This is a genomic window from Microbulbifer sp. GL-2 (assembly GCF_007183175.1).
GTDB lineage: Bacteria > Pseudomonadota > Gammaproteobacteria > Pseudomonadales > Cellvibrionaceae > Microbulbifer.
The window spans coordinates 316,338-338,509 of sequence record NZ_AP019807.1 but is presented as its reverse complement, the minus strand read 5'-3'; the positions used below and the strand labels follow the sequence as shown (position 1 = coordinate 338,509).

20 protein-coding genes and 2 pseudogenes are annotated in these 22,172 nt (G+C 44.7%); 4 read left to right on the top strand and 18 right to left on the bottom strand.

Features of this window, described 5'->3' with window-relative positions; all coding sequences use genetic code 11:
- Window positions 1–8: 8 nt before the first annotated feature.
- The 14 genes and pseudogenes from GL2_RS01545 to GL2_RS01480 form a co-directional block, all read right to left on the bottom strand.
- On the bottom strand, window positions 9–254 hold the full coding sequence (locus GL2_RS01545) for a VF530 family DNA-binding protein (RefSeq protein ID WP_143728974.1): 246 nt from the start codon (window positions 252–254) through the stop codon (window positions 9–11).
- A 523-nt stretch (window positions 255–777) separates the two neighbouring features.
- Window positions 778–981 (bottom strand): cold-shock protein, encoded by a 204-nt coding sequence (locus GL2_RS01540; RefSeq protein WP_143728973.1) that lies wholly within the window; start codon window positions 979–981, stop codon window positions 778–780.
- 631 nt (window positions 982–1,612) lie between these two features.
- Window positions 1,613–1,915, bottom strand: a complete 303-nt coding sequence (locus GL2_RS01535) for a DUF6559 family protein (protein ID WP_143728972.1) — start codon at window positions 1,913–1,915, stop codon at window positions 1,613–1,615.
- Between the two features lie 190 nt (window positions 1,916–2,105).
- Window positions 2,106–2,588 carry a YcxB family protein gene (locus GL2_RS01530; protein ID WP_143728971.1) on the bottom strand — a complete coding sequence of 161 codons (483 nt, stop codon included), beginning with the start codon at window positions 2,586–2,588 and terminating at the stop codon, window positions 2,106–2,108.
- 659 nt (window positions 2,589–3,247) lie between these two features.
- A complete protein-coding gene (locus GL2_RS01525; protein WP_143728970.1) occupies window positions 3,248–3,670 on the bottom strand; it encodes an N-acetyltransferase in 423 nt (140 codons plus the stop codon).
- 69 nt (window positions 3,671–3,739) lie between these two features.
- The gene (locus tag GL2_RS01520) at window positions 3,740–4,213 is read right to left on the bottom strand and encodes a hypothetical protein (protein ID WP_143728969.1); all 474 of its coding nucleotides are present in this window, start codon (window positions 4,211–4,213) and stop codon (window positions 3,740–3,742) included.
- 673 nt (window positions 4,214–4,886) lie between these two features.
- Window positions 4,887–5,341 (bottom strand): annotated as a pseudogene (locus GL2_RS22260) (DMT family transporter).
- A 704-nt stretch (window positions 5,342–6,045) separates the two neighbouring features.
- A complete protein-coding gene (locus GL2_RS01510) occupies window positions 6,046–6,636 on the bottom strand; it encodes an RNA methyltransferase (protein ID WP_143728968.1) in 591 nt (196 codons plus the stop codon).
- Between the two features lie 812 nt (window positions 6,637–7,448).
- Entirely contained in the window at window positions 7,449–7,913 is a 465-nt protein-coding gene (locus GL2_RS01505) for a DUF4262 domain-containing protein (protein ID WP_143728967.1), read from the bottom strand.
- A 261-nt stretch (window positions 7,914–8,174) separates the two neighbouring features.
- Complete coding sequence (locus GL2_RS01500) at window positions 8,175–8,372, bottom strand: hypothetical protein (RefSeq protein WP_143728966.1); 198 nt, start codon at window positions 8,370–8,372, stop codon at window positions 8,175–8,177.
- Between the two features lie 56 nt (window positions 8,373–8,428).
- Window positions 8,429–8,842, bottom strand: a complete 414-nt coding sequence (locus GL2_RS01495) for a hypothetical protein (protein WP_143728965.1) — start codon at window positions 8,840–8,842, stop codon at window positions 8,429–8,431.
- A gap of 833 nt (window positions 8,843–9,675) precedes the next feature.
- A complete protein-coding gene (locus GL2_RS01490; RefSeq protein ID WP_172621021.1) occupies window positions 9,676–10,401 on the bottom strand; it encodes an SIMPL domain-containing protein in 726 nt (241 codons plus the stop codon).
- Window positions 10,402–11,213: 812 nt separating this feature from the next.
- Window positions 11,214–11,708, bottom strand: coding sequence for a hypothetical protein (locus GL2_RS01485; protein ID WP_197736502.1), 495 nt, complete (start codon window positions 11,706–11,708; stop codon window positions 11,214–11,216).
- A gap of 791 nt (window positions 11,709–12,499) precedes the next feature.
- Window positions 12,500–12,928, bottom strand: coding sequence for a hypothetical protein (locus tag GL2_RS01480; RefSeq protein ID WP_143728963.1), 429 nt, complete (start codon window positions 12,926–12,928; stop codon window positions 12,500–12,502).
- 712 nt (window positions 12,929–13,640) lie between these two features.
- On the opposite strand from GL2_RS01480, the gene GL2_RS22255 reads away from it, so the two are divergent.
- From GL2_RS22255 to GL2_RS01460, 4 genes and pseudogenes are all read left to right on the top strand, one after another.
- Window positions 13,641–13,940: a transposase gene (locus GL2_RS22255; RefSeq protein ID WP_143728962.1), complete on the top strand. Its 300-nt coding sequence runs from the start codon at window positions 13,641–13,643 to the stop codon at window positions 13,938–13,940.
- Window positions 13,937–14,365: an IS3 family transposase gene (locus tag GL2_RS22250; RefSeq protein ID WP_143728961.1), complete on the top strand. Its 429-nt coding sequence runs from the start codon at window positions 13,937–13,939 to the stop codon at window positions 14,363–14,365. Before GL2_RS22255 ends, GL2_RS22250 begins: the two co-directional genes overlap by 4 nt.
- A 28-nt stretch (window positions 14,366–14,393) precedes the next feature.
- Window positions 14,394–15,556, top strand: a protein-coding gene (locus GL2_RS01465) for an IS3 family transposase (protein WP_143728718.1) whose coding sequence is annotated in 2 segments (ribosomal slippage) — window positions 14,394–14,652 and window positions 14,652–15,556 — 1,164 coding nt in all. Because the reading frame shifts where the segments join, the coding sequence is not laid out codon by codon here.
- 28 nt (window positions 15,557–15,584) lie between these two features.
- Window positions 15,585–16,061: pseudogene (locus GL2_RS01460) on the top strand (IS3 family transposase); the annotation flags it as partial.
- Between the two features lie 188 nt (window positions 16,062–16,249).
- Here GL2_RS01460 and GL2_RS01455 read toward each other — a convergent pair.
- From GL2_RS01455 to GL2_RS01440, 4 genes are all read right to left on the bottom strand, one after another.
- Window positions 16,250–16,903: a DUF4279 domain-containing protein gene (locus GL2_RS01455; RefSeq protein WP_143728960.1), complete on the bottom strand. Its 654-nt coding sequence runs from the start codon at window positions 16,901–16,903 to the stop codon at window positions 16,250–16,252.
- A gap of 857 nt (window positions 16,904–17,760) precedes the next feature.
- Entirely contained in the window at window positions 17,761–18,486 is a 726-nt protein-coding gene (locus GL2_RS01450; protein WP_172621020.1) for an SIMPL domain-containing protein, read from the bottom strand.
- 838 nt (window positions 18,487–19,324) lie between these two features.
- Entirely contained in the window at window positions 19,325–19,579 is a 255-nt protein-coding gene (locus GL2_RS01445) for a hypothetical protein (protein ID WP_143728958.1), read from the bottom strand.
- 312 nt (window positions 19,580–19,891) lie between these two features.
- Complete coding sequence (locus tag GL2_RS01440) at window positions 19,892–21,538, bottom strand: AAA family ATPase (RefSeq protein ID WP_143728957.1); 1,647 nt, start codon at window positions 21,536–21,538, stop codon at window positions 19,892–19,894.
- Between the last annotated feature and the right edge of the window lie 634 nt (window positions 21,539–22,172).

Genomic DNA, 22,172 nt, shown 5'->3' with positions numbered 1-22,172 from the left:
AATAGTGCTTATTTACGATTACCCCACGGAGATTTATTTTCAAAAATTGAGATATACAGATTCTCGACTTTATCTCGCGCCCACTGGGTTTTGCGTAAAAACTTGAGCGAAGACTTAATTGATGGGTCGCTCTTAAAGCAATTGATATTAATCCTATCTGCCAAACCATCCCAGCCATAATGCTCCTGCAATCGTGTAACAACTTTCTCAAGAGTAATACCATGTAGCGGATTATTTGGTTGTTCTTTACTCATTCTTCAATCAATACCCTATGTTTAATGACGCGAGCAGGGCGTGAACTAATGGGGTGAAAGTCCCGTGTAGGAAGATCACCGTTTAATGGGCGCCATTAAATGCTAACTGCTAGCGAATGGCAACTGCTACACAGCGAGGTTTTGTGGGGAGGAATCAGCTTGTAAAGCTATGAGCTGACGAACAGAAACATCCGATAAGGCTTAGCCTGGAGGGGAGGTGGCCAAAGGCAGCAAAGCTGGGTGATCTAGTAGGTAAAGTAAATGATGCCGATGTGTAGTGAAAGTTCATGTTCTCATCTGGGGAGATCTGTTTAGCTTGCTGCTATGAAGCTGTCTGAGTGGCCGGTGAATCAGAAGTAGCGCACTGTCATGACACTCTACTCAAATGAAGAGCTGCTCGACACTTTCGTTGGGGAGAGATTCATTACGAATAGGGAACCACCCATTGCGGACCTGCACAATGGGTGGTGTGGGGGCCGGTAGCTAGAAACTATCGGCTACCCGATTTATGCTGTTATTTATCTTACAGCGACTTTACATTGTTAGCGCACGGCCCTTTTTGCCCTTGCCCCACAACATATTCTACTTTTTGCCCTTCATCCAGAGATTTGAAACCATTCATTTGAATTTCTGAATGGTGAACAAATAGATCTTTGCTTCCATCATCCGGAGTAATAAAACCAAAACCTTTGTCACCATTGAACCACTTTACCGTACCTGTGCTCATACTAAATATTACTCTTTTTGGGTGATTGCTATTACCTATCTTCGTTATCACCATCACGAAAAAGGTTTCTTAACTATATTTACACATACGCCCAGCACAAGGGCGGCCGAAACAGAGCGAAGCGGCGTGTAGGCCGTCCTGCCCGTTTTTTTTGCTGGGCTTACGTGCTGCTGCTTGGTGCTCCCAGTATGGGCGGGAACTAATGGGGCCCATTAGATGCTAACTAAAAGCGAATGGCAACTGCAACACTGAGAGGTCTTATGGGGGGGGAGCTGCTAGTAAAACTACGAGCGGACTAACAGAAACATCCTTTAAGGCTTAGTCTGGAGGTGAGGTGGCGAAAGACACCGAAGCCGGGTGATCTAGCGGGTAGAGTCAATGACGCGGTTGTGTAGTGAAACTTCAGGTTCTTGTCAGGGGAGGTCTGTTTAGCTTACTGCTATGAAGCCGTCAGCGTGGCTGCTGACTCAGAAGTAGCGCACTGCCATGACACTCAGCTCAAATGAAGAGCTACTCAATACTATCGTTGGGTAGAGATGCATTACGGATAGGGTGTCGCCCACTGTGGACTCGCCGATGGGCGGTGTGGGGGTCGGTAGCTAAAAACTACCGGCTACCCGATTTAACTACCTCAATCTGTGCCGCCGCCATCCATACCATGTGAACCGCCACCAAAGTCAGAGCCAACAGATGTAACATCGTTACTACTAAAGTTTGCATTTCCGTAAAAATGTAGATTTCCTACTTCTCCACGCATTGCTCCGTAATCACACGCCTCACCAATTTCATGATGATATGCATCAAATTCCTTCTTTGAGCAAAAAATTGAAATCGCGTAACAGGTATAAATAATTGAGAGCCCTGATCTCTCAATCGTAGCCCTTACTTGTTTTGGGCGATACCTTTTAGATTTTCCATAATCTTTCGCTAGCAACCTAGGCAATTTCCGCAAGTACGATTTTATCACTCTATTTCGTTTTATTCTTTGGATGAATTGCATTACGTGTTCCTTGTGCACATTTAACGCCTTGCCAATCGGCGGCCCTGTAGGGTCGTCGCGTTTGGGTAACTTGTTATGTGTTGTATTAGCTGCATTGTAGGCACGATTTAAATTTTTATTGAAATCAATGTTTACCCTTAATCTTGGTAACTATCTCATTAATTAATTCAGCTGGTAATAACGATTTAGACAAGTACTGCTGCCCCCCAGATTTAGCTACCAAAATAAGCCCTAATTCGGTTTCAATAATATGTTCGATATCTGCCCACGACAGGGCTGTTTTCGTATAAGGATTCTGTGTCTGGATTCCATCCTTATCTATGGTTAATTTCACTTCACTACCGGCACTTTTCCCAAGCATCTGCCGTGCTAACCACCAAGCTCGTCGATATCGAATGTGAATCAGTTCCAGCACGCCTAATGCAATTAACGTGCAACTTGCGATCTTAGGTTGCTCAGTAAATAACAGTAATCCCGTACCAGAAGATAATAGTAATGTAGGAAGAAGATAGTTGGGCTTGACATTTTTCCCATAGGGTAGAGACTGATCATAGCATTCGGCAAGGTAATCTCTAGATAAGGCAAATTGAGTATTAAAAGGCTGCATAAAAACAACTTATTGTGTCTGGTAAATTTGTCGTAGCACTACAGTGAGTGTCAGGATGATTCTTTAAGCTAATGTCAATTACGCCACATCTCTCAATAAGATCCGACTTAGCCCCACATAACGTCTTTAGCAACGGCAAATTACGGAATCGAAGGCGTAGTAATTTGTCCGCTTGCCTAAATTTGGCACGCCCAGCATAGACGTGAGCTAATGGGGTGAAATCCCCCTGTAGGAAGATCACCATTTAATGGGTGCCATTAAATGCTAACTATTCGCGAATGGCAACTGCAATGTTGCGAGGTCTTGTAGGGCGAAGCGGCTAGTAAAGCTACGAGCTGATGAACAGAAGCATCTTATATGGCTTGGCCTGGAGGCGAGGTGGCCAAGAACACCGAAGCCGGGTGATCTAACGGGTAGAGTCAATAATACCGTTATGTAGTGAAAGTTCACGATCTTATCTGAGCAGATCTGTTTAGCTTGTTGCTGTGAAGTTGTCGGCGTGGCCGTTGATTCAGAAGTAGCGCACTGCCATGACACTCAACTCAAGTGAAGCGCTGCTCGACACTATCGTTGGGTAGAGATTTATTACGGATAGGAATCACCCGTTGCAGGCCCGCACGATGGTGGGGCCGGTGGCTAGAAACTACCGGCTACCCGATTTATATGACTGTAAGCGTCATTTGGTAAAATTTATCATCTTCGCTCTCTATGACAAACCCTAGGCGACCATAAAGTCTATATGCTGGACTACGTTTAAATACTCGTAGATCAATGAACCCGAGTTGTTTTTGCCTTGCAAGCTCGGTTACCTTAGAGATAACTAAAGCGCCTAAACCTTTGTTTTGTTGGTTAGATACAACTTGAATATCTCGCAGTTGACAGCGATTGTTTTCAAATGAGAGTCTAACAACTCCAAAAACTCCATCATCATTCACTAAATCATAGTTCTCAAGATTTTCAATTGCACTGCGTACATCTGATAAAGTCCAGTCAACGCCATACATGTCATAGTACTCCTGCATGTTGGCAAGAGTAAGTTTTGCAGATTTATCCAAGTCTTGGGTTTTAACAAATTTTGTCATTGGTCTAGTCAAAACGCCTCAATAATTGAGCGAGGCTAAGCGTGGTATTGTGAGTAAAGCGAACCATGCTTAGCAGAGTCCGGTTGATTGTTTAGTTAGTGCTGAGGCCATACGGACCTCTATAATTTTTAAAGCCGCTTTATTATCGATTTTTTTCTTCAATTCGGACAGGCATCTAGTACCAATGCGTTTATCTGCAGCTAGAAGTATATTGACAAGCCCCCAGTAGTCATTTTCAAAAACCTTATTCATAATTTCGTCTTTAAAGGTATCTATGTATTCACGAATTAGATTTGATATATCTGGAATGTCAGTTCCATACGGATACCACTCCGACGGTTTTCTCTCTGGATGTGGCTTACCCACAAAATATTTAGGATAATCCCAGATGATATCTTTTCCGAGAGTTATCCAGTAGCGCGGACAATTCGTACTTCCCATTTGTGAGTCCATTCGATAGGAACGACATTGTAGTTGCAATTTCAGCCCTTCTGCACGAAGAAGATAAAACTCTTTTTGTAACTTACTCCATGGTTTAGACATTCTTCACTCTTGGTAGCACTAATGTCCGCAGTACGGGCTCCCAACTTGTTGCGAGTCCAGCACACAAAATGCGCGATTATGCCGGCGCTTGGTACGCCCAGCATGGGCGTGGACTACTGGGGTGAAAGTCTCTTGTAGGAAGATCACCGTTTAATGGGTTCCATTAAATGCTAAGTACTAGCGAATGGCAACTTCAACACTATGAGGTCTAGTGGGGATAAAGCGGCTAGTAAAGCTATGAGCTGAAGAACAGAAACACTCTATAAGGCTTTGTCTGGAGGCGAGGTGCTCAAGGACACCGAAGCTGGGTGATCTAACGGGTAAAGTAAATGATGATGTTGTGTAGTGAAAGTTCACGTTCTTCTCTGGGGAGGTCTGTATAGCTTGCTGCTGTGAAGCTGTCAGCGTGGCCGCTGACTCATAAGTACGCCCAACTCGCTAGCCATCCAAGATGGGAGTAGGAAAAAGTGGTGGGACATAGTAGCGCCTCGGTCAGTAATGGCCAAGGTGATTAAACAGAAGTCAGCCGACGGCATAGTGGTCAAATGAAGATCTGCTTAACACTATCGTTGGCTAGAAATTCATTACGGATAGGGAGCCCCCACTTCGTACCCGCACGATGAGTGGTGTGGGGGCTGGTAGCTAGAAACTACCGGCTATCCGATTTTAGTGCTTATCGCCGTGCTACCAGTATGACTCCGAGAACAATGAGAACAGCTCCGAAAATCCTTGTGATAGATAGCTCGATTTTTGGATACCCGAGCCATCCATTATGATCCAAAACGATCGAAGCTATAACTTGACCGCAGACAATTGAAATTGCCAATACCAACGCACCTAACTTAGGAGCAAGAAATACAGACATTGCGATATTAAAAGCCCCAAAAGCACCACCGAGCCAAGCCCACCACGGCAAAGCAGAAATCGATTCTTTCGTAAACCAGCTTTCATTTTGAAAACTTGAGATCGTCCCCAAATTACTGTACCGATTAAGAACGAAATAAATGCAGCTTGAATAGGCGAATTCAAAGCTACACGAAGCTGGGAATTTACTCCTGCTTGGGATGCTAGTGATCCTCCAACTATAAGCGCAAAAACTAGCAGCGCATATGTACTTAAACTATTCAAATTTCATCACTCTTTACTACTTGCAGCACTTAACGTCCGTATTTGCGGTTGGTTTGGAGCGCAGTGGAAAACCAGTCCCATACCATGCGCTTGGTACGCCCAGTATGGGCGTGGATTAATGAGCTGAGAGTCTCCTGTAGGAAGATCACCGTTTAATGGGTTCCATTAAATGCTAACTACTAGCGAATGGCAACTGCAATACTGTGAGGTCTTTTGGTGAGGAAGCCGCTAGCAAAACTATGAGCTGACGGACAAGAACAGCATCCATGGCTTAGCCTGGAGGAGAGGTGACCAAGGGTACCGAAACCGGGTGATCTAGCGGGTAGAGTCAATGATGCAGTTGTGTAGTGAAAGTTCATCTTCTTAAGTGAAAAGTGGTGGGATATAACAGCGCCTCGGTCAGTAATGATCACGGTGATTCAACAAAAGTTGGCCGACGGAATAGCAGCCTAATATCAAGATTTATACCTTGGATATGGTGAAGGCCTGAACTTAAATCCACGAGTTAAAAGGCAAGGGTAGCCTACCGATATGTTTCCAGTCGTATAAAGTTGAGGTGGCGCACTGTCATGACACTCAACTCAAATGAAGAGCTGCTCGACACTATCGTTGGGTGGAGATTCATAACGGATAGGAGCCGCCCATTGCAGACCTGCACGATGGATGGTGTAGGGCCGGTAGCAAGAAACTACCGGCTACCCGATTTAGGTGCCGCGGCTTGCTCGCTTGTATTTTTCCTGATGCTTACGGCGCTGCTTAGTAATTTCATACAGTACAATTCCAGAAGTTGTTCCTAGATTCAGGCTTTCAATCATTCCAAACATTGGAATGGATACGCAGAAATCACTGTTTTCTACTGCCAAATCGCTTATACCTCGAGATTCGTTACCAAACCATACGGCCAATTTCGGCTGTGTATAATCGGCCTCATGTAGTATAAAGTTGTCTTTTCCTTTTACATGAGGAGAGGTGACGATGGAGGTGAACCTATTATTGGCCAAGTGGGCTAAGCACACCTCTGTACTGTCAAATCGCTTTACAAAACTCCATTTTATTGCAGACACAGACGGTTTTGAAAGTGATTTTCTCTCTCTCATTTCCTGCCAATCATCAGGCAGTGAGTTACGCGGATCAACGATATATGTTTTCTCTACACCTAAAGCATTGACGTTTCTAATAACTGTGCCAATATTTTTCATATCTATTGGGCATTCGAGAACAGCAATTAGATTCTTACAGCGGTGAGGCTTAATTTCATCAGCTCTCTTTCGAGCTTCACTTTTCTCTAGTTCCATATTCTCGAAAATCTCAGATAGTTTGCCTGACGCCTGACGCCTGACGCCTGACGCCTGACGCTTAAAGCACCTGTAGCAAAACCAAAGCGGCGGTCCGGTGCCTTTATTTGGTACGCCAAGCATGGGCGTGGACTAATGGGGTGAAAGTCCCATGTAGGAGGATCACCATTTAATGGATTCCATTAAATGCTAACTACTAGCGAATGGCAACTGCAACACCGTGAGGTCTTGTGGGGAGGAGGCCGCTAGCAAAACTATGAGCTGACGAACAGGAATATCTTATAAGTCTTAGCCAGGAGGCGAGGTGGCCAGGGACACCGAAGACGGGTGATCTAGCGGGTATAGTCAATGACTCAGTTGTATAGTGAAAGTTCACCTCTTATCGGGGAGGACTATTTAACTTGCTGCTGTGAAGCTGTCATGGTGACCGCTGATTCATAAGTAGGCCTAATCCGCTTGCTACCTCGCGGGGGTAGAAAAAATTGTGGAACACAGCAGCGTCTCGGTCAGTAATGATCAAGGTGATTAAGCTGAAGTCAGCCGACGGCATAGTAGCCAAATGCCAAGATTAATACCTTGGACAGGGTGAAGGCCTGAACCTAAATCCATGAGTTAAAAGACAGGGCTAGCCTACTGATAGGTTTTCAGTCGGCTAAAGTTGAGGTGGCGCGCTGCCATGACACTCAGCTCAAATGAAGAGCTGCTCGACACTATCGTTGGATAGAGATTCATTATGGGTAGGGAACCGCCCATTGCGGACCCGTATGATAGGCGGCGTAGGGGGGGTAGCTAGAAGCTACCGGCTACCCGATTTAAATTTCTTTAAGCAATCCATCATCGTTTAGAATTGGTTGTGCCCACTTGTAATAATCTGATTTATTTTCATTCCAAGGCCAAACCCCATCGGTAGTAGGCCATATCATCTGAAGTACTTCAAAATCGTCTCCATCATGCAGCCACAGCCCCCACCCAAAGTACTCTTCAAAGTGTCTTTTTGCTACTTTTACAAAACACACATCAAAGTCACCAAGAAAGTCTGAATAATACTTCCCTGGTTCAAAGACTTCGCCCTCAAGAAGTCGATTTTTATAGTTATTCGCCATAGAATGAGCTAGCTCAGACTTTAGCCCCATAATTAGAACATCAGGCTTATTTTGCTGCTTATTTATGCCGATAGAATATGTAAATGAAGGCTCACCATCTCCTTCCATCACATTAAGAACATGGCATCCATATTCTTCAATATCATCAAGTGCCTTTTGATCTCTCTCATCCATCTCAATACTTCTTTTGAAATTTAACGTCCCGCAAAGGCCCGTAGCATACTGCCTGTGATTGTTAGTATGAATAGCCCACTATAGCTGAATATTTACCTCCAAGCGAATGGGCGAACTATCACGTGGTGGTTTAGGAAACTTGTTATTCGAAAACCAGATTACCACGCACGATGAGTAAGGATGTATAGGGCGAACTTCGACCATTTTTGCTCCCCCCTCTCGATCTATAGTGGCGACTAGCTGATAGTATCCTAGGGTTGCTCAAACTTCTGCTGACTCACGGAAGCACTCGCTATCCGCATCCCATGTACTTTCTCTCACCAATACTTCGTATTCCTTACCTTCTTCAGATTGCATTGCAGCTTTAGCGAAGAGAATTCTTGCATCAAAATTTTCAGCATAAACTGCGCCTGAAAAAGTAAGCAATAAGATCAATCTAAATATTTTAATACTGACCATTGCTAACCCCCAAAGCAGCGACTTATTTGCTACTTTTGTTTGTTATACGAATTTTTCTATTCATTAAATGAGGCTATTAAGGATTGAAGTTGCTCAATAGAAAGTAAGCTCCCTGCTTGGTCCTCAATGGTAACTCCATTATATCTCATATTCATGCTTATAGCAGTTGCAAACGCAGCTTGAGCCTCTAATGAATTATGCCCAAAGCTAATCTGATAGATATTGCCATTTTGTATATCTTTAGGGATAACACTTTTAAGTGGCTCTGGGGCTTTAGATACTGAAAAAATATATATCTCGAACCCCGTAGCTTTGCCATCTAAAGTAGCAGGCAAAAATCCTGAATGGTTATTAATATCGATTTTCTCACTTAACTCTAATACATGATCTATTTCAGGTTCTATTGAGTTAATTTCTTTAATATTTGGTTCCATTTCAAGAGCCAAAATAACAAATAAGCTCATAGACATTTTTTTCTCCATTAACTCGTATAACGCTTCAATAACCTGCAGCGTTGTGGCGAATCCACGCTTTTAGCTGTTAGGTGCCGTAGGTGCGTAGTTAATTGCCTTGGTACACCCAGCATGGGCGTGGACTAATGGGGTGAAAGTCCCTTGTAGGAAGATCACCATTTCATGGGTTCCATTAAATGCCAACTACTAGCGAATGGCAACTGCAACACCGGGAGGTCTTGTGGGGAGGAGGCCGTTAGCAAAACTATGAGCTGCGAACAGAAACATCCTATAAGACTTAGCCTGGAGGCGAGGTGGGCAAGGACACCGAAGCCGGGTGACCTAACGGGTAGAGTCATTGATGCAGCTGTGTAGAGAAAGTTCACGGTCTTATCTGGGGAGATCTGTTTAGCTTGCTGCTGTGAAGCTGTCAGGATGGCCCCTGACTTATAAGTAGGCTCAACCAGCTAGCCACCATCGCAGGGATGGAAAACAAGTGGTTGAACACAGCAGCGCCTCGGTCAGTAATGGCCAAGGTGATTAAACAGAAGTTAGCCGACGGCATGGTAGCCAAATGCCAAGATTAATACCATAGGCAAGGTGAAGACCTGAATCTAAATCCACGGGTTATAAGGCAGGGCTAGCCTATCGATATGTTTTCAGTTGGATATAAAGTTGAGGTAGCTTACTGCCATGACGCACAACTCAAATGAAGAGCTGTTCGACACCATTGCTAGGGAGAGATTAATAGCGGAAAGGGAGCCGCCCATTGCGGACCCGCACGCTGGGTGGTGTGGGGGCTGGTAGCCAGAAACTACCGGCTACCCGATTTACACTTTTTATCACTTAAGCTAGTTAAGTTCATATATTGCGGTAATTCTTTGGCCCACTTTAATATATTCCGGTACCGCCATAACTAAGTCCATACCGTAAGAATTTGGGGCCATAGCCAGTGCATATTCTTGGGGGTTGTACTCTAAGGAAAATATAGCGTACGCCTGACCAAAGTTTTCCTCTGTAGTTATACCGTATACACTTTTCACCTTTCTAGATTGGGCTTGGGCAAGAGCATTAGCTTTTTTCCGAGCTTTTGCACTAAGCTCAGTTATCATTTTCTCTTTGTACTCTTCTTCTTTAGACGTCTCAAAGAGTGCATCTATATTTTGAACACCATCTAGCCGGATCAGTTCATTCATAAGGCTGGGGTATTTATCGAGGTTCGTTAATCTCAAATTGAATCCTTGCTGTACCTCATAACCCAAAACTTCCAAATTATAAGCTCCGTCTTTTCTAGCTCGCTTTGTGTTTTTATCAATTTGGGTTGACTCTAAACTTGAAGTGGGTACCCCATGCTTTTTAAGAGCCTCCAACATCAGCGCTGAAAATTTTGTTAATTGCTCCATAGCTCTATTAGAGGATTGTTCATAAGTCAATATACTAAAGCGTACTTTTACCACATCGGGCTTTACTTCCCGCTCAAGTTTCTCCGTGACAATAACGAACGGGAAGTCAGGTACCGGATTTGCAGTAACTGCCAATGACATAACAAGTGATAAGGCCGAGACAATAAATTTCATGCACGATTCCTTTTTGAGTTGTAACGCCTCAATAACCCGCAGCTGGAACATAGCGGAGCGGAGTGTAAGCTGTCGGATGCTGAAGGCGCGTAATTAATTGACTTGGTACGCCCAATATGGGCGTGGACTAATGAGGTGAAAGTCCTCTGTAGGAAGATCACCATTTAATGGATTCCATTAAATGCTAACTACTAGCGAATGGCAACTGCAACACCGTGAGGTCCTGTGGGGAGGAAGCCGCTAGCAAAATGCGAGCTGATGAACAGAATTATCCCTAAGGCTTAGTTCATCGGTGAGGTGGTCAGGGGCACCGAAGCCGGGTGATCTAATGGGTAGAGTCAATGATGCAGTTGTGTAGTGAAAGTTCATGTTCTTATCTGGGGAGATCTGTTTAGCTTTCTGCTGTGAAGCTGTCAGCGTGGTCGCTGACTCATAAGGCCCAACCGGCTAGCTATCATCGCGGGGATATTGAAAAGTGCTGGGACATAGCAGCGCCTTGGTCAGTAATGGCTGAGGTGATTAAACAGAAGTTAGCCGACGGCATAGTAGACTTATGCCAAGGTTAATACTTTGGACAGGGTGGGGGCCTGAATCTAACTCCATGAGTTAAAAGGCAGTGCTAGCCTACCGATAGGATTTCAGCCAGAGTTAAAATTGAGGTTGCGCACTGCCGTGACACCCAACTTAAAACCTGCTCGACACTTTCGTTGGCTAGGGATTGATTTCGGATAGGGAGCCACCCATTATGGACCTGCATGATGGGTGGTGTGGGGGCCGGTAGCTAGAAACTACTGGCTACCTTATTTAAATGCTTATGCAGCATAGGCTTTAATTGCTGCACCGAGAATAACGCCTGCTAAACCAATTGCACCACTTATCCACCACCTTGAATCTTTCTTGTGGTCCAGCTCGCCGCCATGAAGATTAATCGCAGTATTTATAAGAGTAGAGATATCTGAGTTGGTTAATGGAGTTCTGGAAATTCTTTTCTTTTGGTCATCTGTTAGACCCTTGTAGGCTTCCCTGGATATCTTTGTCTCTTCGTCTACATCGTATAATTTTTGATAGTTTCTGCGCCATACCAAGGATGCTCTTTCCTGTTTGCTATCAAGTCGAAAGAACTCGGGGTGCTGTTCAAAGATAGCTTTCCAATAATTCCCTAGATCTTCCTTGCCCTCAATACGATCGGCCCAGCCAGAAAAATCTAATTTGTAGAATTTATAAGTTCCCATAACTTGGATTGCGGCTATTACATCTGCGAGCCGGTTATCGTTTTCAGTATATGGATTTTTTTGATTCTTACTCACATTCATCCTTTGGCATTTAACGCTGCCATAAAAGGCGAGCAACTTGTTGCGAGTCCAGGCCACAAAGTGGCTGATTTCCGATGGTCTTGGTACGCCCAGCATGGGCGTGGACTAATGGGGTGAAAGTCCGGCGTAGGAAGATCACCGTTTAATGGGCGCCATTAAATGCTAACTACTAGCGAATGGCAACTGCAACGCCATGAGGTCTTGTGGGGAGGAAGCCGCTAGCAAAACTATGAGCTGACGAACAGAGCATCCTATAAGGCTTAGCCTGGAGGTGAGGTGGGCAAGGACACTGAAGCTGGTTGATCTAACGGGTAGAGTCAATGATGCAGTTGTGTAGTGAAAGTTCACGTTTTTATCTGGAGAGATCTGTTTAGCTTGCTGCTGTGAAGCTGTCAGCGTGGCCGGTGACCCATAAGGCCCAACCCGCTAGCCATCATTGCGGGGATAGACGAAAGTGGTGGGACATTGCAACGCCTCGGTCAGTAATGACCACGGTGATTCAACAGAAGTTAGCCGACGGAATAGCAGCCTAATACCAAGATTTATACCTTGGATATGGTGAAGGCCTGAACCTAAATTTATGAGTTAAAAGACTGGGCAGCCTACTGATATATTTCCAGTCGGATAAAGTTGAGGTGGCCCTCTGCCATGTCACTCAACTCCAATGAAGAGCTACTTGATACTATCGTTGGGTAGCGATTCATTATGGAAAGAGAACTACCTATTGTGGGCTTGTTCGATGGGTGGTGTGGGGGCCGGTATCTAGAAGTTACCGGCTACCGGATTTAGGCATTTGGTGATTTTGTAAGAGAGTATTGAGCAAACAACGTTGGCAGAAGGAAAATTGGAATGATCACAAGCCAAAAATCAATCACTGCCTCCTCTCCGTAGGACGGGATACCCAATACGTAAGGTGCAATTAGCTCATAAAATAATGCCCATGGAAGAGATAAATAAAAGAAAACTGAGAAAACTGTAGTACTAACAGGTCTCTTTGAATATGCATAGCAAAAAAGACTAAAGATGACAATAGGCAAAAATATACCAATATCAATATAGTCAAGGTAGTGAATCTCAGAACTTTCGATAAATACGAACGGTATTAATAGGATTAAGGCAATGTGAATCCAAAAGAATATCTTCCAAAAAACACTTGGCGTTGATTGAATTTTTCCGATTTCAACATTGGATTCGGGAGCTTTATATATTTCCATAGTTTCTTTATGCCTAACGCCGCAAGCAAAAGCGAGCAACTTGTTGCGAGTCTAGTGTCCAAAGCGCTCAATTTTGGCTGGCTTTGGTACGCCCAATAAGGGTGTGGACTAATTGGGGTGAAAGTCCCATGTAGGAAGATCACCATTTAATGGATTCCATTAAATGCTAACTACTAGCGAATGGCAACTGCAACACCGTGAGGTCTTGTGGGGAGGAGGCCGCTAGCAAAACTATGAGCTGACGAGTAGAAGCCTCTTATAAGGCTTAGCTTGGAGGCGAGGTGGCGAGGGACACCGAAGACGGGTGATCTAGCGGGTAGAGTCAATGATGCAGTTGTATAGTGAAAGTTCACCTCTTATCAGGGAGGCCTGTTTAACTTGCTGCTGTGAAGCTGTCATGGTGACCGCTGATTCATAAGTAGGCCTAATCCGCTTGCTACCTCGCGGGGGTAGAAAAAAGTTGTGGAACACAGCAGCGTCTCGGTCAGTAATGGCCAAGGTGATTAAGCAGAAGTCAGCCGACGGCATAGTAGCCAAATGCCAAGATTAATACCTTGGACAGGGTGAAGGCCTGAACCTAAATCCATGAGTTAAAAGACAGGGCTAGCCTGCTGATATGTTTCCAGTCGGATAAAGTTGAGGTAGCGTACTGATCCTACCCACCAACGACGGACACTCTGTTAAGCGATAAACTACGCAGCAGAGGTGCTCTATGACAAGACCAAATAAACCAACCAAAACCACTCGTAAACAATACCCAGAGGAGTATAGAAAAGATGCCCTAGCCCTGGCACTCAAGGTCGGAGTAAGCGTTGCCGCTAAACAGCTTGGGTTGCATCCTTCCCAGATTTACGGATGGCGCAGTAAGGCTAAGCTACATCAGAGCCGAGGAGATTCCGAGAGAGAGCTGGCCACAGAGAATGCTCGACTTAAGCGGCAGCTGGCTGAGCAGGCAGAGGAGCTGGCGATCTTAAAAAAGGCCGCAGCGTACTTTGCAAAGAGCCTGAAATGAGGTACGCCTTTATGCAAAAGCACCGGCATGAGTTCAGCATCAAAGTGATGGCCAAGGTGTTGGGCGTATCTCGCAGTGGGTTTTACGACTGGGTGTCAAGATTGGCCAACCAATCCAAGCACCAGCAGTACCGAATAGAGCTTGATAGCTTGGTACAGCAGCGTTTTATAGTCAGTAAAGAACGTAGTGGCGCCCCTCGCCTAACGAAGGAGTTGGCTGGTGAGGGGAGTAAATATAATCAAAAAACAATTGCTGCCAGCATGCGTCGACAGGGCCTACGGGCTAAAGCAGCCAGGAGATATAAAGCCACAACCTACTCAAAACATGGTCTGCCAGTAGCACCAAACCTGCTTGAGCAGAACTTCACTGCTGAAGCGCCGAATCAGAAATGTGATCCTACCCACCAACGACGGACACTCTCTTAAGCGATAAACTACGCAGCAGAGGTGCCCTATGACAAGATCAAGTAAACCAACCAAAACCACTCGTAAACAATACTCAGATGAGTATAGAAAAGATGCTCTGGCACTGGCGCTCAAGGTCGGGGTAAGCGTTGCCGCTAAACAGCTTGGGTTGCATCCTTCCCAGATTTACGGATGGCGAAGTAAGGCTCAGTTACATCAGAGCCGAGGGGATGCCGAGAGAGAGCTGGCGACAGAAAATGCTCGACTTAAGCGGCAGCTGGCTGAGCAGGCAGAGGAGCTGGCGATCTTAAAAAAGGCCGCAGCGTACTTTGCAAAGAGCCTGAAATGAGGTACGCCTTCATGCAAAAGCACAGGCATGAATTCAGCATCAAAGCGATGGCCAAGGTATTGGGCGTATCTCGCAGTGGCTTTTATAACTGGGTGTCAAGATCGGCTGACCAATCCAAGTACCAGCAGTACCGAATGCAGCTCGATAGCTTGGTACAGCAGCGCTTTATAGCCAGCAAAGAACGTAGCGGCGCCCCTCGTCTGACGAAGGAGTTGGCCAGTGAGGGGAGTAAATATAACCAGAAAACAATTGCTGCCAGCATGCATCGACAGGGCCTACGGGCTAAAGCAGGCAGGAGATATAAAGCCACAACCTACTCAAAACATGGTCTGCCAGTAGCTCCAAATTTGCTCGAGCAGAACTTTAATGCTGAAGCGCCGAATCAGAAATGGGCTGGGGATATTACCTACCTACGAACGGAAGAAGGTTGGTTATATCTGGCTGTAGTGATAGACCTATATAGTCGGCTGGTTATTGGTTGGGCGATGTCAGAAACGATGACGGCTACATTGGTCTGTGACGCCCTTCAAATGGCTTTATGGCGACGTAAGAAACCTACGAATGTTATCGTGCATACAGACAGGGGAAGCCAGTATTGCTCTAAAGATTATCAATCTTTAATTACAGCGTATGATCTGCGGTGCAGCATGAGCGCCAAAGGTAATTGCTATGATAACGCTTGTGCAGAAACATTCTTCCACTCACTTAAAGTAGAAGCAATCCATGGTAACCGCTTTCCTACAAGGCGCCTCATGAGAGAAACCGTATTTGAGTATATAGAGATAGACTACAATCGAAATCGCCTACACAGCGCCAATGGCTATCTCAGCCCTGAGGCGTTTGAGGAACAACTAGTCGCTTAGTAGTGTGTCCGTTGTTGATGGGTAGGATCAATGGGCCGGGGATATTACCTACCTGCGAACAGAAGAAGGTTGGTTATATCTAGCTGTAGTGATAGACCTATATAGTCGGCTGGTTATTGGCTGGGCGATGTCGGAAACGATGACGGCCACATTGGTCTGTGACGCCCTTCAAATGGCGTTATGGCGACGTAAGAAACCTACGAATGTTATCGTGCATACTGACAGGGGAAGCCAGTATTGCTCTAAAGATTATCAATCTTTAATTACAGCGTATGATTTGCGGTGCAGCATGAGCGCCAAAGGTAATTGCTACGATAACGCTTGTGCAGAAACATTCTTCCACTCACTTAAAGTAGAAGCAATCCATGGTAACCGCTTTCCCACAAGGCGCCTCATGAGAGAAACCGTATTTGAGTATATAGAGATAGACTACAATCGAAATCGCCTACACAGCGCCAATGGCTATCTCAGCCCTGAGGCGTTTGAGGAACAACTAGTCGCTTAGTGGTGTGTCCGTTTTTGATGGGTAGGATCATACTGCCATGACACTCAGTTCAAATGAAGAACTGCTCGACACTATTGCTGGGTAGGGATTTATTACGGATAGGGAGCCGCCCATTGCGGACCCGTACGATGGGTGGTGTGGGGGCCGGTAGCTAGAAGCTACCGGCTACCGAATTTATGGGACATCTCCTACTCGATTTCATTTCCAGTTATATAAGTATCAACATCTAGTTCCAAGTTGAGCGAGCTGAGTCGATGTAATATTTCTAGATCCAGGTGAATACCCGCATTTGCGCTTATATATTGATGCCTACAGATAGAAATATAGGCTTTTGAATTTTCAACTAACTTGCGAATCGCTCCTGATGACCTTTCTAAATCTATAAGTAAATTAAGCAGCTTCTCCTCAAGACCATATGCTTCATTTACGATCGGCTCGTAAGAAACTCTCGAAAATTTGTATACTCTCTTTCCACTTTTATCAATATCACCTTTAGACCAGCCAGTTAGGGAATTATATGGAAGGTAGCTCGACAACTCATCGTATCCCAATGCTTCCGATGTAGCTGTTAAATATACCCGGTGACCAGACTCAATCCATACCCACTCCACTTGTGGAGTATCCCCTTTAGAAAGGTTTACTACGATAAAAAATTGCTCTTCCTTTATAAAAAAATAAACGGCAATAGAGTCATTGATATGGTCTAAATCAATCCTCGCTACACGAGGAACTTCGTTTTCAAGCTCAACCTCCATAACTTGAAGGTATTGCTTCGTAATCTCAAATGTAGGCTGCCTTAATTCCTGAATGGCTATAGATACATATTTTTTTGAATCTATCATTCTATAAATTTACTCTTGATAGTAAGGCCCCATAATGCCGGCAGTAGCCACCGGAGGTAAATGCCATCTTTTGTGTAGCTCCACCGCACAAAAGGTGGCAGTTGCCTGAGGTCGATTGCCTACGCTTGATACGCCCAGCATGGGCGTGGACTAATGGGGTGAAAGTCCTTCTGTAAGAGGATCACCATTTAATGGCTCCATTAAATGCTAACTACTAGCGAATGGCAACTACAACACCGTGAGGTCTTGTGGGGAGGAGGCCGCTAGCAAAACTATGAGCTGACGGACAGAAACATCATACATGTCTTAGCCTGGAGGCGAGGTGGCTAGGGGCACTGAAGCCTGGTGATCTAACGGGTAGAGTCAATGATGCAGCTGTGCAGTGATAGTTCACGTTCTTATCTGAGGAGATCTGTTTAGCTTGCTGCTGTGAAGCTGTCAGCGTGGCTGCTGACACATAAGTAGGCCCAACCCGCTAGCCACCATCGCGTGGATAGAGAAAAAGTGGTGGAACACGGCGGCGCCTCGGTCAGTAATGGTCAAGGTGATTAAACAGAAGTCAGCCGACGGCATAGTAGCCAAATGCCAAGATTAATACCTTGGACAGGGTGAAGGCCTGAACCCAAAATCCACGAGTTAAAAGACAGGGCTAGCCTACCGATATGTTTCCAGTCGGATAAGTTGAGGTAGCGCACTGCCATGACGCACAACTCAAATGAAGAGCTGTTCGACACCATTGCTAGGGAGAGATTCATCGCGGAAAGGGAGCCACCCATTGCGGACCCGCACGCTGGGTGGTGTGGGGGCAGGTAGCCAGAAACTACCGGCTACCTGATTTACAGTTTTTATCACTTAAGCTAGTTAAGTTCATATATTGCGGTAATTCTTTGGCCCACTTTAATATATTCCGGTACCGCCATAACTAAGTCCATACCGTAAGAATTTGGGGCCATAGCCAGTGCATATTCTTGGGGGTTGTACTCTAAGGAAAATATAGCGTACGCCTGACCAAAGTTTTCCTCTGTAGTTATACCGTATACACTTTTCACCTTTCTAGATTGGGCTTGGGCAAGAGCATTAGCTTTTTTCCGAGCTTTTGCACTAAGCTCAGTTATCATTTTCTCTTTGTACTCTTCTTCTTTAGACGTCTCAAAGAATGCATCTATATTTTGAACACCATCTAGCCGGATCAGTTCATTCATAAGGCTGGGGTATTTATCGAGGTTCGTTAATCTCAAATTGAATCCTTGCTGTACCTCATAACCCAAAACTTCCAAATTATAAGCTCCGTCTTTTCTAGCTCGCTTTGTGCTTTTATCAATTTGGGTTGACTCTAAACTTGAAGTGGGTACCCCATGCTTTTTAAGAGCCTCCAACATCAGCGCTGAAAATTTTGTTAATTGCTCCATAGCTCTATTAGAGGATTGTTCATAAGTCAATATACTAAAGCGTACTTTTACCACATCGGGCTTTACTTCTCGCTCAAGTTTCTCCGTGACAATAACGAACGGGAAGTCAGGTACCGGATTTGCAGTAACTGCCAATGACATAACAAGTGATAAGGCCGAGACAATAAATTTCATGCACGATTCCTTTTTGAGTTGTAACGCCTCAATAACCCGCAGCTGGAACATAGCGGAGCGGAGTGTAAGCTATTGGATGCCGAAGGCGCGTAATTAATTGACTTGGTACGCCCAATATGGGCATGGACTAATGGGGTGAATGTCCCAAGTAGGAGGATCACCATTTAATGGTTTCCATTAAATGCTAACTACTAGCGAATGGCAAATGCAACACCGTGAGGTCTTGTGGGGAGGAAGCCGCTAGTAAGACTACGAGCTGGTGAACAGAAACATCCTATGAGGCTTAGCCTGGAGGCGAGGAGGCGAGGAGGCGAGGAGGCGAGGAGGCCGGGGGCACCGAAGCCGGGTGATCTAACGGGTAGAGTCAATGATGCAGTTGTGTAGTGAAAGTTCACGCTCCTATCTGGGGAGATCTGTTTAGCTTGCTGCTGTGAAGCTGTTAGCGTGGCCGCTGACTCATAAGTAGGCCTAACCCGCTAGCTACCATCGTGGGGATAGACAAAAGTGGTGGAGCACAGCAGCGCTTCGGTCAGTAATGGCTGAGGTGATTCAACAGAAGTCAGCCGGCGGCATAGTAACCAAATGCCAAGATTAATACCTTGGACATGGTGAAGTTCTGAATCCAAACTCCATGAGTTAAAAGACAGAGCTAGCCTACCGATATATTTCTAATCGGATAAAGTTGAAGTAGCGCACTACCATGGCATTCAGCTCTAGTGAAGAGCTGCTCGACACTATCATTGGGTAGAAATTCATTACGGATAGGGAACCGCGACCCGTACGATGGGTAGTATGGGGGCCGGTAACTAGAAGCTACCAGCTACCCAGTTTAGTATATTTATTCCTCATCTGATATGTCGTAACACGATATTGCAAAATCTATATCAAGTTTTGCTATTGCCGACAACTCTTCTCTGCTAAAGCCAAAATTGCATTGATCTTTATAGAAGTAACCTGCATAAATTCTTGTCTCTTCAGCACCACATTCATATAGCTGTTTAAGGTTTACTTCGAGGGCTCGAATTATCCACATCAACCTATCTTCATATGGTATTTCGGCGGGAACTTCTAGCTGAGCAGTACCATAGGGCACAGGCTTACCTCGATAGCGCCCCCTCGGAGATATCTCACCTCTAATTTGGCTTGAAGTCTAAGCCCTGTGACATTCTCTGCTTCCTTTGGAGAAAATTTCTCTCCTCGAAGTAGAATGCTCAATCTAAGTTCTGAGATCATTAATTCAAAACTCCTATCAAAAAAGACCGCAAATGGGTAGGCAAATAACCAGAGTCCACTGCCATGACACTATCGCTGGGTAGATATTCATTACGGATAGGGTGTCGCCCATTGCGGACTCGCACGAAGGTTGGTATGGGGTCCGGTAGCTAGATACTACCGGCTACCCGATTTAGGAGCCTATTGCACCAAGTAATGATTGCTGTAATTGGTTTAAAATTTCAAATTCACTTGGCTTGAAATTTCTTTTTAATGAGCGCATAAGGTCATCTCCATTTCGACATCCTGCTTTTGGTGCGAGCTTATTTAAGAGCTCTTTACCTGGGAGCAACAATAGCGCAGCAGTGATATCTCTATCATTAATAGTAGAGTCAATTCTTGTTATCTCTTCCGTAAGCATGCTTTGCAATGTTTCTACATCGCATATTGCGATAGCTTTTTTAACTTCTTCTTCGGCCGCCCCCTTTAACTCCTCTATTAACTGGCCTGTACTTTCTGATTTTGCGAGGACTTTTTTAGTTAAGCTGACACCTAGAGTTATTTTTGATTTAGAAAATACCCTCTTAGCAGCTATGCTAAGTTTCGAGGATTCTAAATTAGAAAAAATATGATCTTCTACTTCTGATGAAGTCAACTCTTTCTTTTGAGAACCTATTCTATTGCCAATAGCAACTATAACCTCTGGTATGCAAAGGAATGACTCAGCCTCATGAAAAGGCAATGGTATGATCCCTTGGTTTTCAAGGTTAGACAAATATTCTGGTGAACGATAATCTGAGTCTATTATGCCTACAAGCGATATTTTTGTTGAAATTTTTGACCACAGCCCTGACTTTCCGACAATGTCGATTACGTCTGTACACCCTCCACCAGGATAAATTTCAATTGAGTTATCTTCGGTTAACCACCTATAGAAAATTGAATCGTATGATTTATCGTGGCCTTCCGTAACTATAACTTTATTAGTCGAAAGAATTCCAGGCAGCCCCCCTAAGAAAGCTGAAAGCTCTACTCTTTCTAGATCTTCAAAACTATCAACGCGCGTAATTTTATCGGCATCATCACTTAAAACATATACAGCATTAACATTCTCTCTTAGTGCAAAATTGATACTATGAGATGCGTAAATGAATATTTTTTCAGGATATTCATTCTCTATCAGAGTCCAAATTCTTTCCGCTAATTCAGGGTGCAAATTCAACTCAGGCTCATCGACAATAATTATTTCATGATCTTCATTAAGCCCAATAAAATCAGCCAGAATTGAAAATACTTGTTTTTCGCCATCAGAAAATTGAGACGGGCTATATTCAACTCCATTTTTGTTGGCAATTAATCTTCTTTCCTCAGTATTAAATGTAAGTTCAATAAGCGGGAATATTTCATTGAACATTTCAAACATCTTATCTAATGGTGGCTGGCTCCTGGTTGGGCAGTCCCCGATTGAGCCTGATTCAATCCATTCTTCAACAGCATCTGAGTGTCTAGTTTTTTCTTCTTGCCCTTGTTTGTCCAGCACTATTAACGCATCAAAAACTCTATCAGCTAAGGATGATTTTCTCTTATTCTCGTGTTGAGTTTTAGCTTGATTGAGTCGGTCATACTGCTGGAAGTTCTGCCGGCTTAGTTGGAGAGTGTCGTTAATCTTTATTGTTCGGCCACCCTCAACGTACACGAGATTGTTCTGACCTTGATTTATAAAATGTTGCCGAATTTCATTGAGAAATGTTGATTTCCCAGCACCATTTGCGCCAAGAAAGACGTTTACAGCTGAGAATTCAAACTCAAATCCTTCGTATTTTTGTGAAATATACTTCATTGTACGTTTTCCCAATGGTTCCTAATGCTAAAAGCACCTGCGTCAAAACCAGAATGAAGCTGAGGTTTTGACGTCGGCTGCCTTTGCTTGGTACGCCCAGCATGGACGTGAACTAATGGGGTGAAAGTCCCCTGCAGGAAGATCACCATTTAATGGGTTCCATTAAATGCTAACTACTGGCGAATGGCAACTGCAACATTGTGAGGTCTTGTGGGGAGGAAGCCACTAGAAAAACTATGAGCTGACGAACAGAAGCATCATATAAGACTTAGCCTGGAGACGAGGTGGCTAAGGACACCGAAGCCATGTGATCTAATGGGTAGGGTAGATGATGCAGTTACGTAGTGAAAGTTCATGTTCTTATCTGGGGAAATCTGTTTAGTTTGCTGCTGTGAAGCTGCCAGCGTGGCCGCTGATTCATAAGTAGGCCCAACCTGCTAGCCACCATCGCGGGTTAGATAATAGTGGTGGAAAACAGCAGCACCTCGATCAGTAATGACCACGGTGATTAAATATAAGTCAGCCGACAGCATAGTAGCCAAATGCCAAGATTAATACTTTGGGTAGAGAGAAGGCCTGGACCTGAATCCATGGGTTATAAGGCAAGATTAGCCTACCCGATATGTTTCCAGTT

Bases quoted from the DNA above. Each gene is read 5' to 3' on its own strand.
- GL2_RS01545 (WP_143728974.1), bottom strand. From the start codon at position 254: ATGAGTAAAGAACAACCAAATAATCCGCTACATGGTATTACTCTTGAG.
- GL2_RS01540 (WP_143728973.1), bottom strand. From the start codon at position 981: ATGAGCACAGGTACGGTAAAGTGGTTCAATGGTGACAAAGGTTTTGGT.
- GL2_RS01530 (WP_143728971.1), bottom strand. From the start codon at position 2,588: ATGCAGCCTTTTAATACTCAATTTGCCTTATCTAGAGATTACCTTGCC.
- GL2_RS01525 (WP_143728970.1), bottom strand. From the start codon at position 3,670: ATGACAAAATTTGTTAAAACCCAAGACTTGGATAAATCTGCAAAACTT.
- GL2_RS01520 (WP_143728969.1), bottom strand. From the start codon at position 4,213: ATGTCTAAACCATGGAGTAAGTTACAAAAAGAGTTTTATCTTCTTCGT.
- GL2_RS01510 (WP_143728968.1), bottom strand. From the start codon at position 6,636: ATGGAACTAGAGAAAAGTGAAGCTCGAAAGAGAGCTGATGAAATTAAG.
- GL2_RS01505 (WP_143728967.1), bottom strand. From the start codon at position 7,913: ATGGATGAGAGAGATCAAAAGGCACTTGATGATATTGAAGAATATGGA.
- GL2_RS01500 (WP_143728966.1), bottom strand. From the start codon at position 8,372: ATGGTCAGTATTAAAATATTTAGATTGATCTTATTGCTTACTTTTTCA.
- GL2_RS01495 (WP_143728965.1), bottom strand. From the start codon at position 8,842: ATGTCTATGAGCTTATTTGTTATTTTGGCTCTTGAAATGGAACCAAAT.
- GL2_RS01490 (WP_172621021.1), bottom strand. From the start codon at position 10,401: ATGAAATTTATTGTCTCGGCCTTATCACTTGTTATGTCATTGGCAGTT.
- GL2_RS01480 (WP_143728963.1), bottom strand. From the start codon at position 12,928: ATGGAAATATATAAAGCTCCCGAATCCAATGTTGAAATCGGAAAAATT.
- GL2_RS22255 (WP_143728962.1), top strand. From the start codon at position 13,641: ATGACAAGACCAAATAAACCAACCAAAACCACTCGTAAACAATACCCA.
- GL2_RS22250 (WP_143728961.1), top strand. From the start codon at position 13,937: ATGAGGTACGCCTTTATGCAAAAGCACCGGCATGAGTTCAGCATCAAA.
- GL2_RS01455 (WP_143728960.1), bottom strand. From the start codon at position 16,903: ATGATAGATTCAAAAAAATATGTATCTATAGCCATTCAGGAATTAAGG.
- GL2_RS01450 (WP_172621020.1), bottom strand. From the start codon at position 18,486: ATGAAATTTATTGTCTCGGCCTTATCACTTGTTATGTCATTGGCAGTT.
- GL2_RS01440 (WP_143728957.1), bottom strand. From the start codon at position 21,538: ATGAAGTATATTTCACAAAAATACGAAGGATTTGAGTTTGAATTCTCA.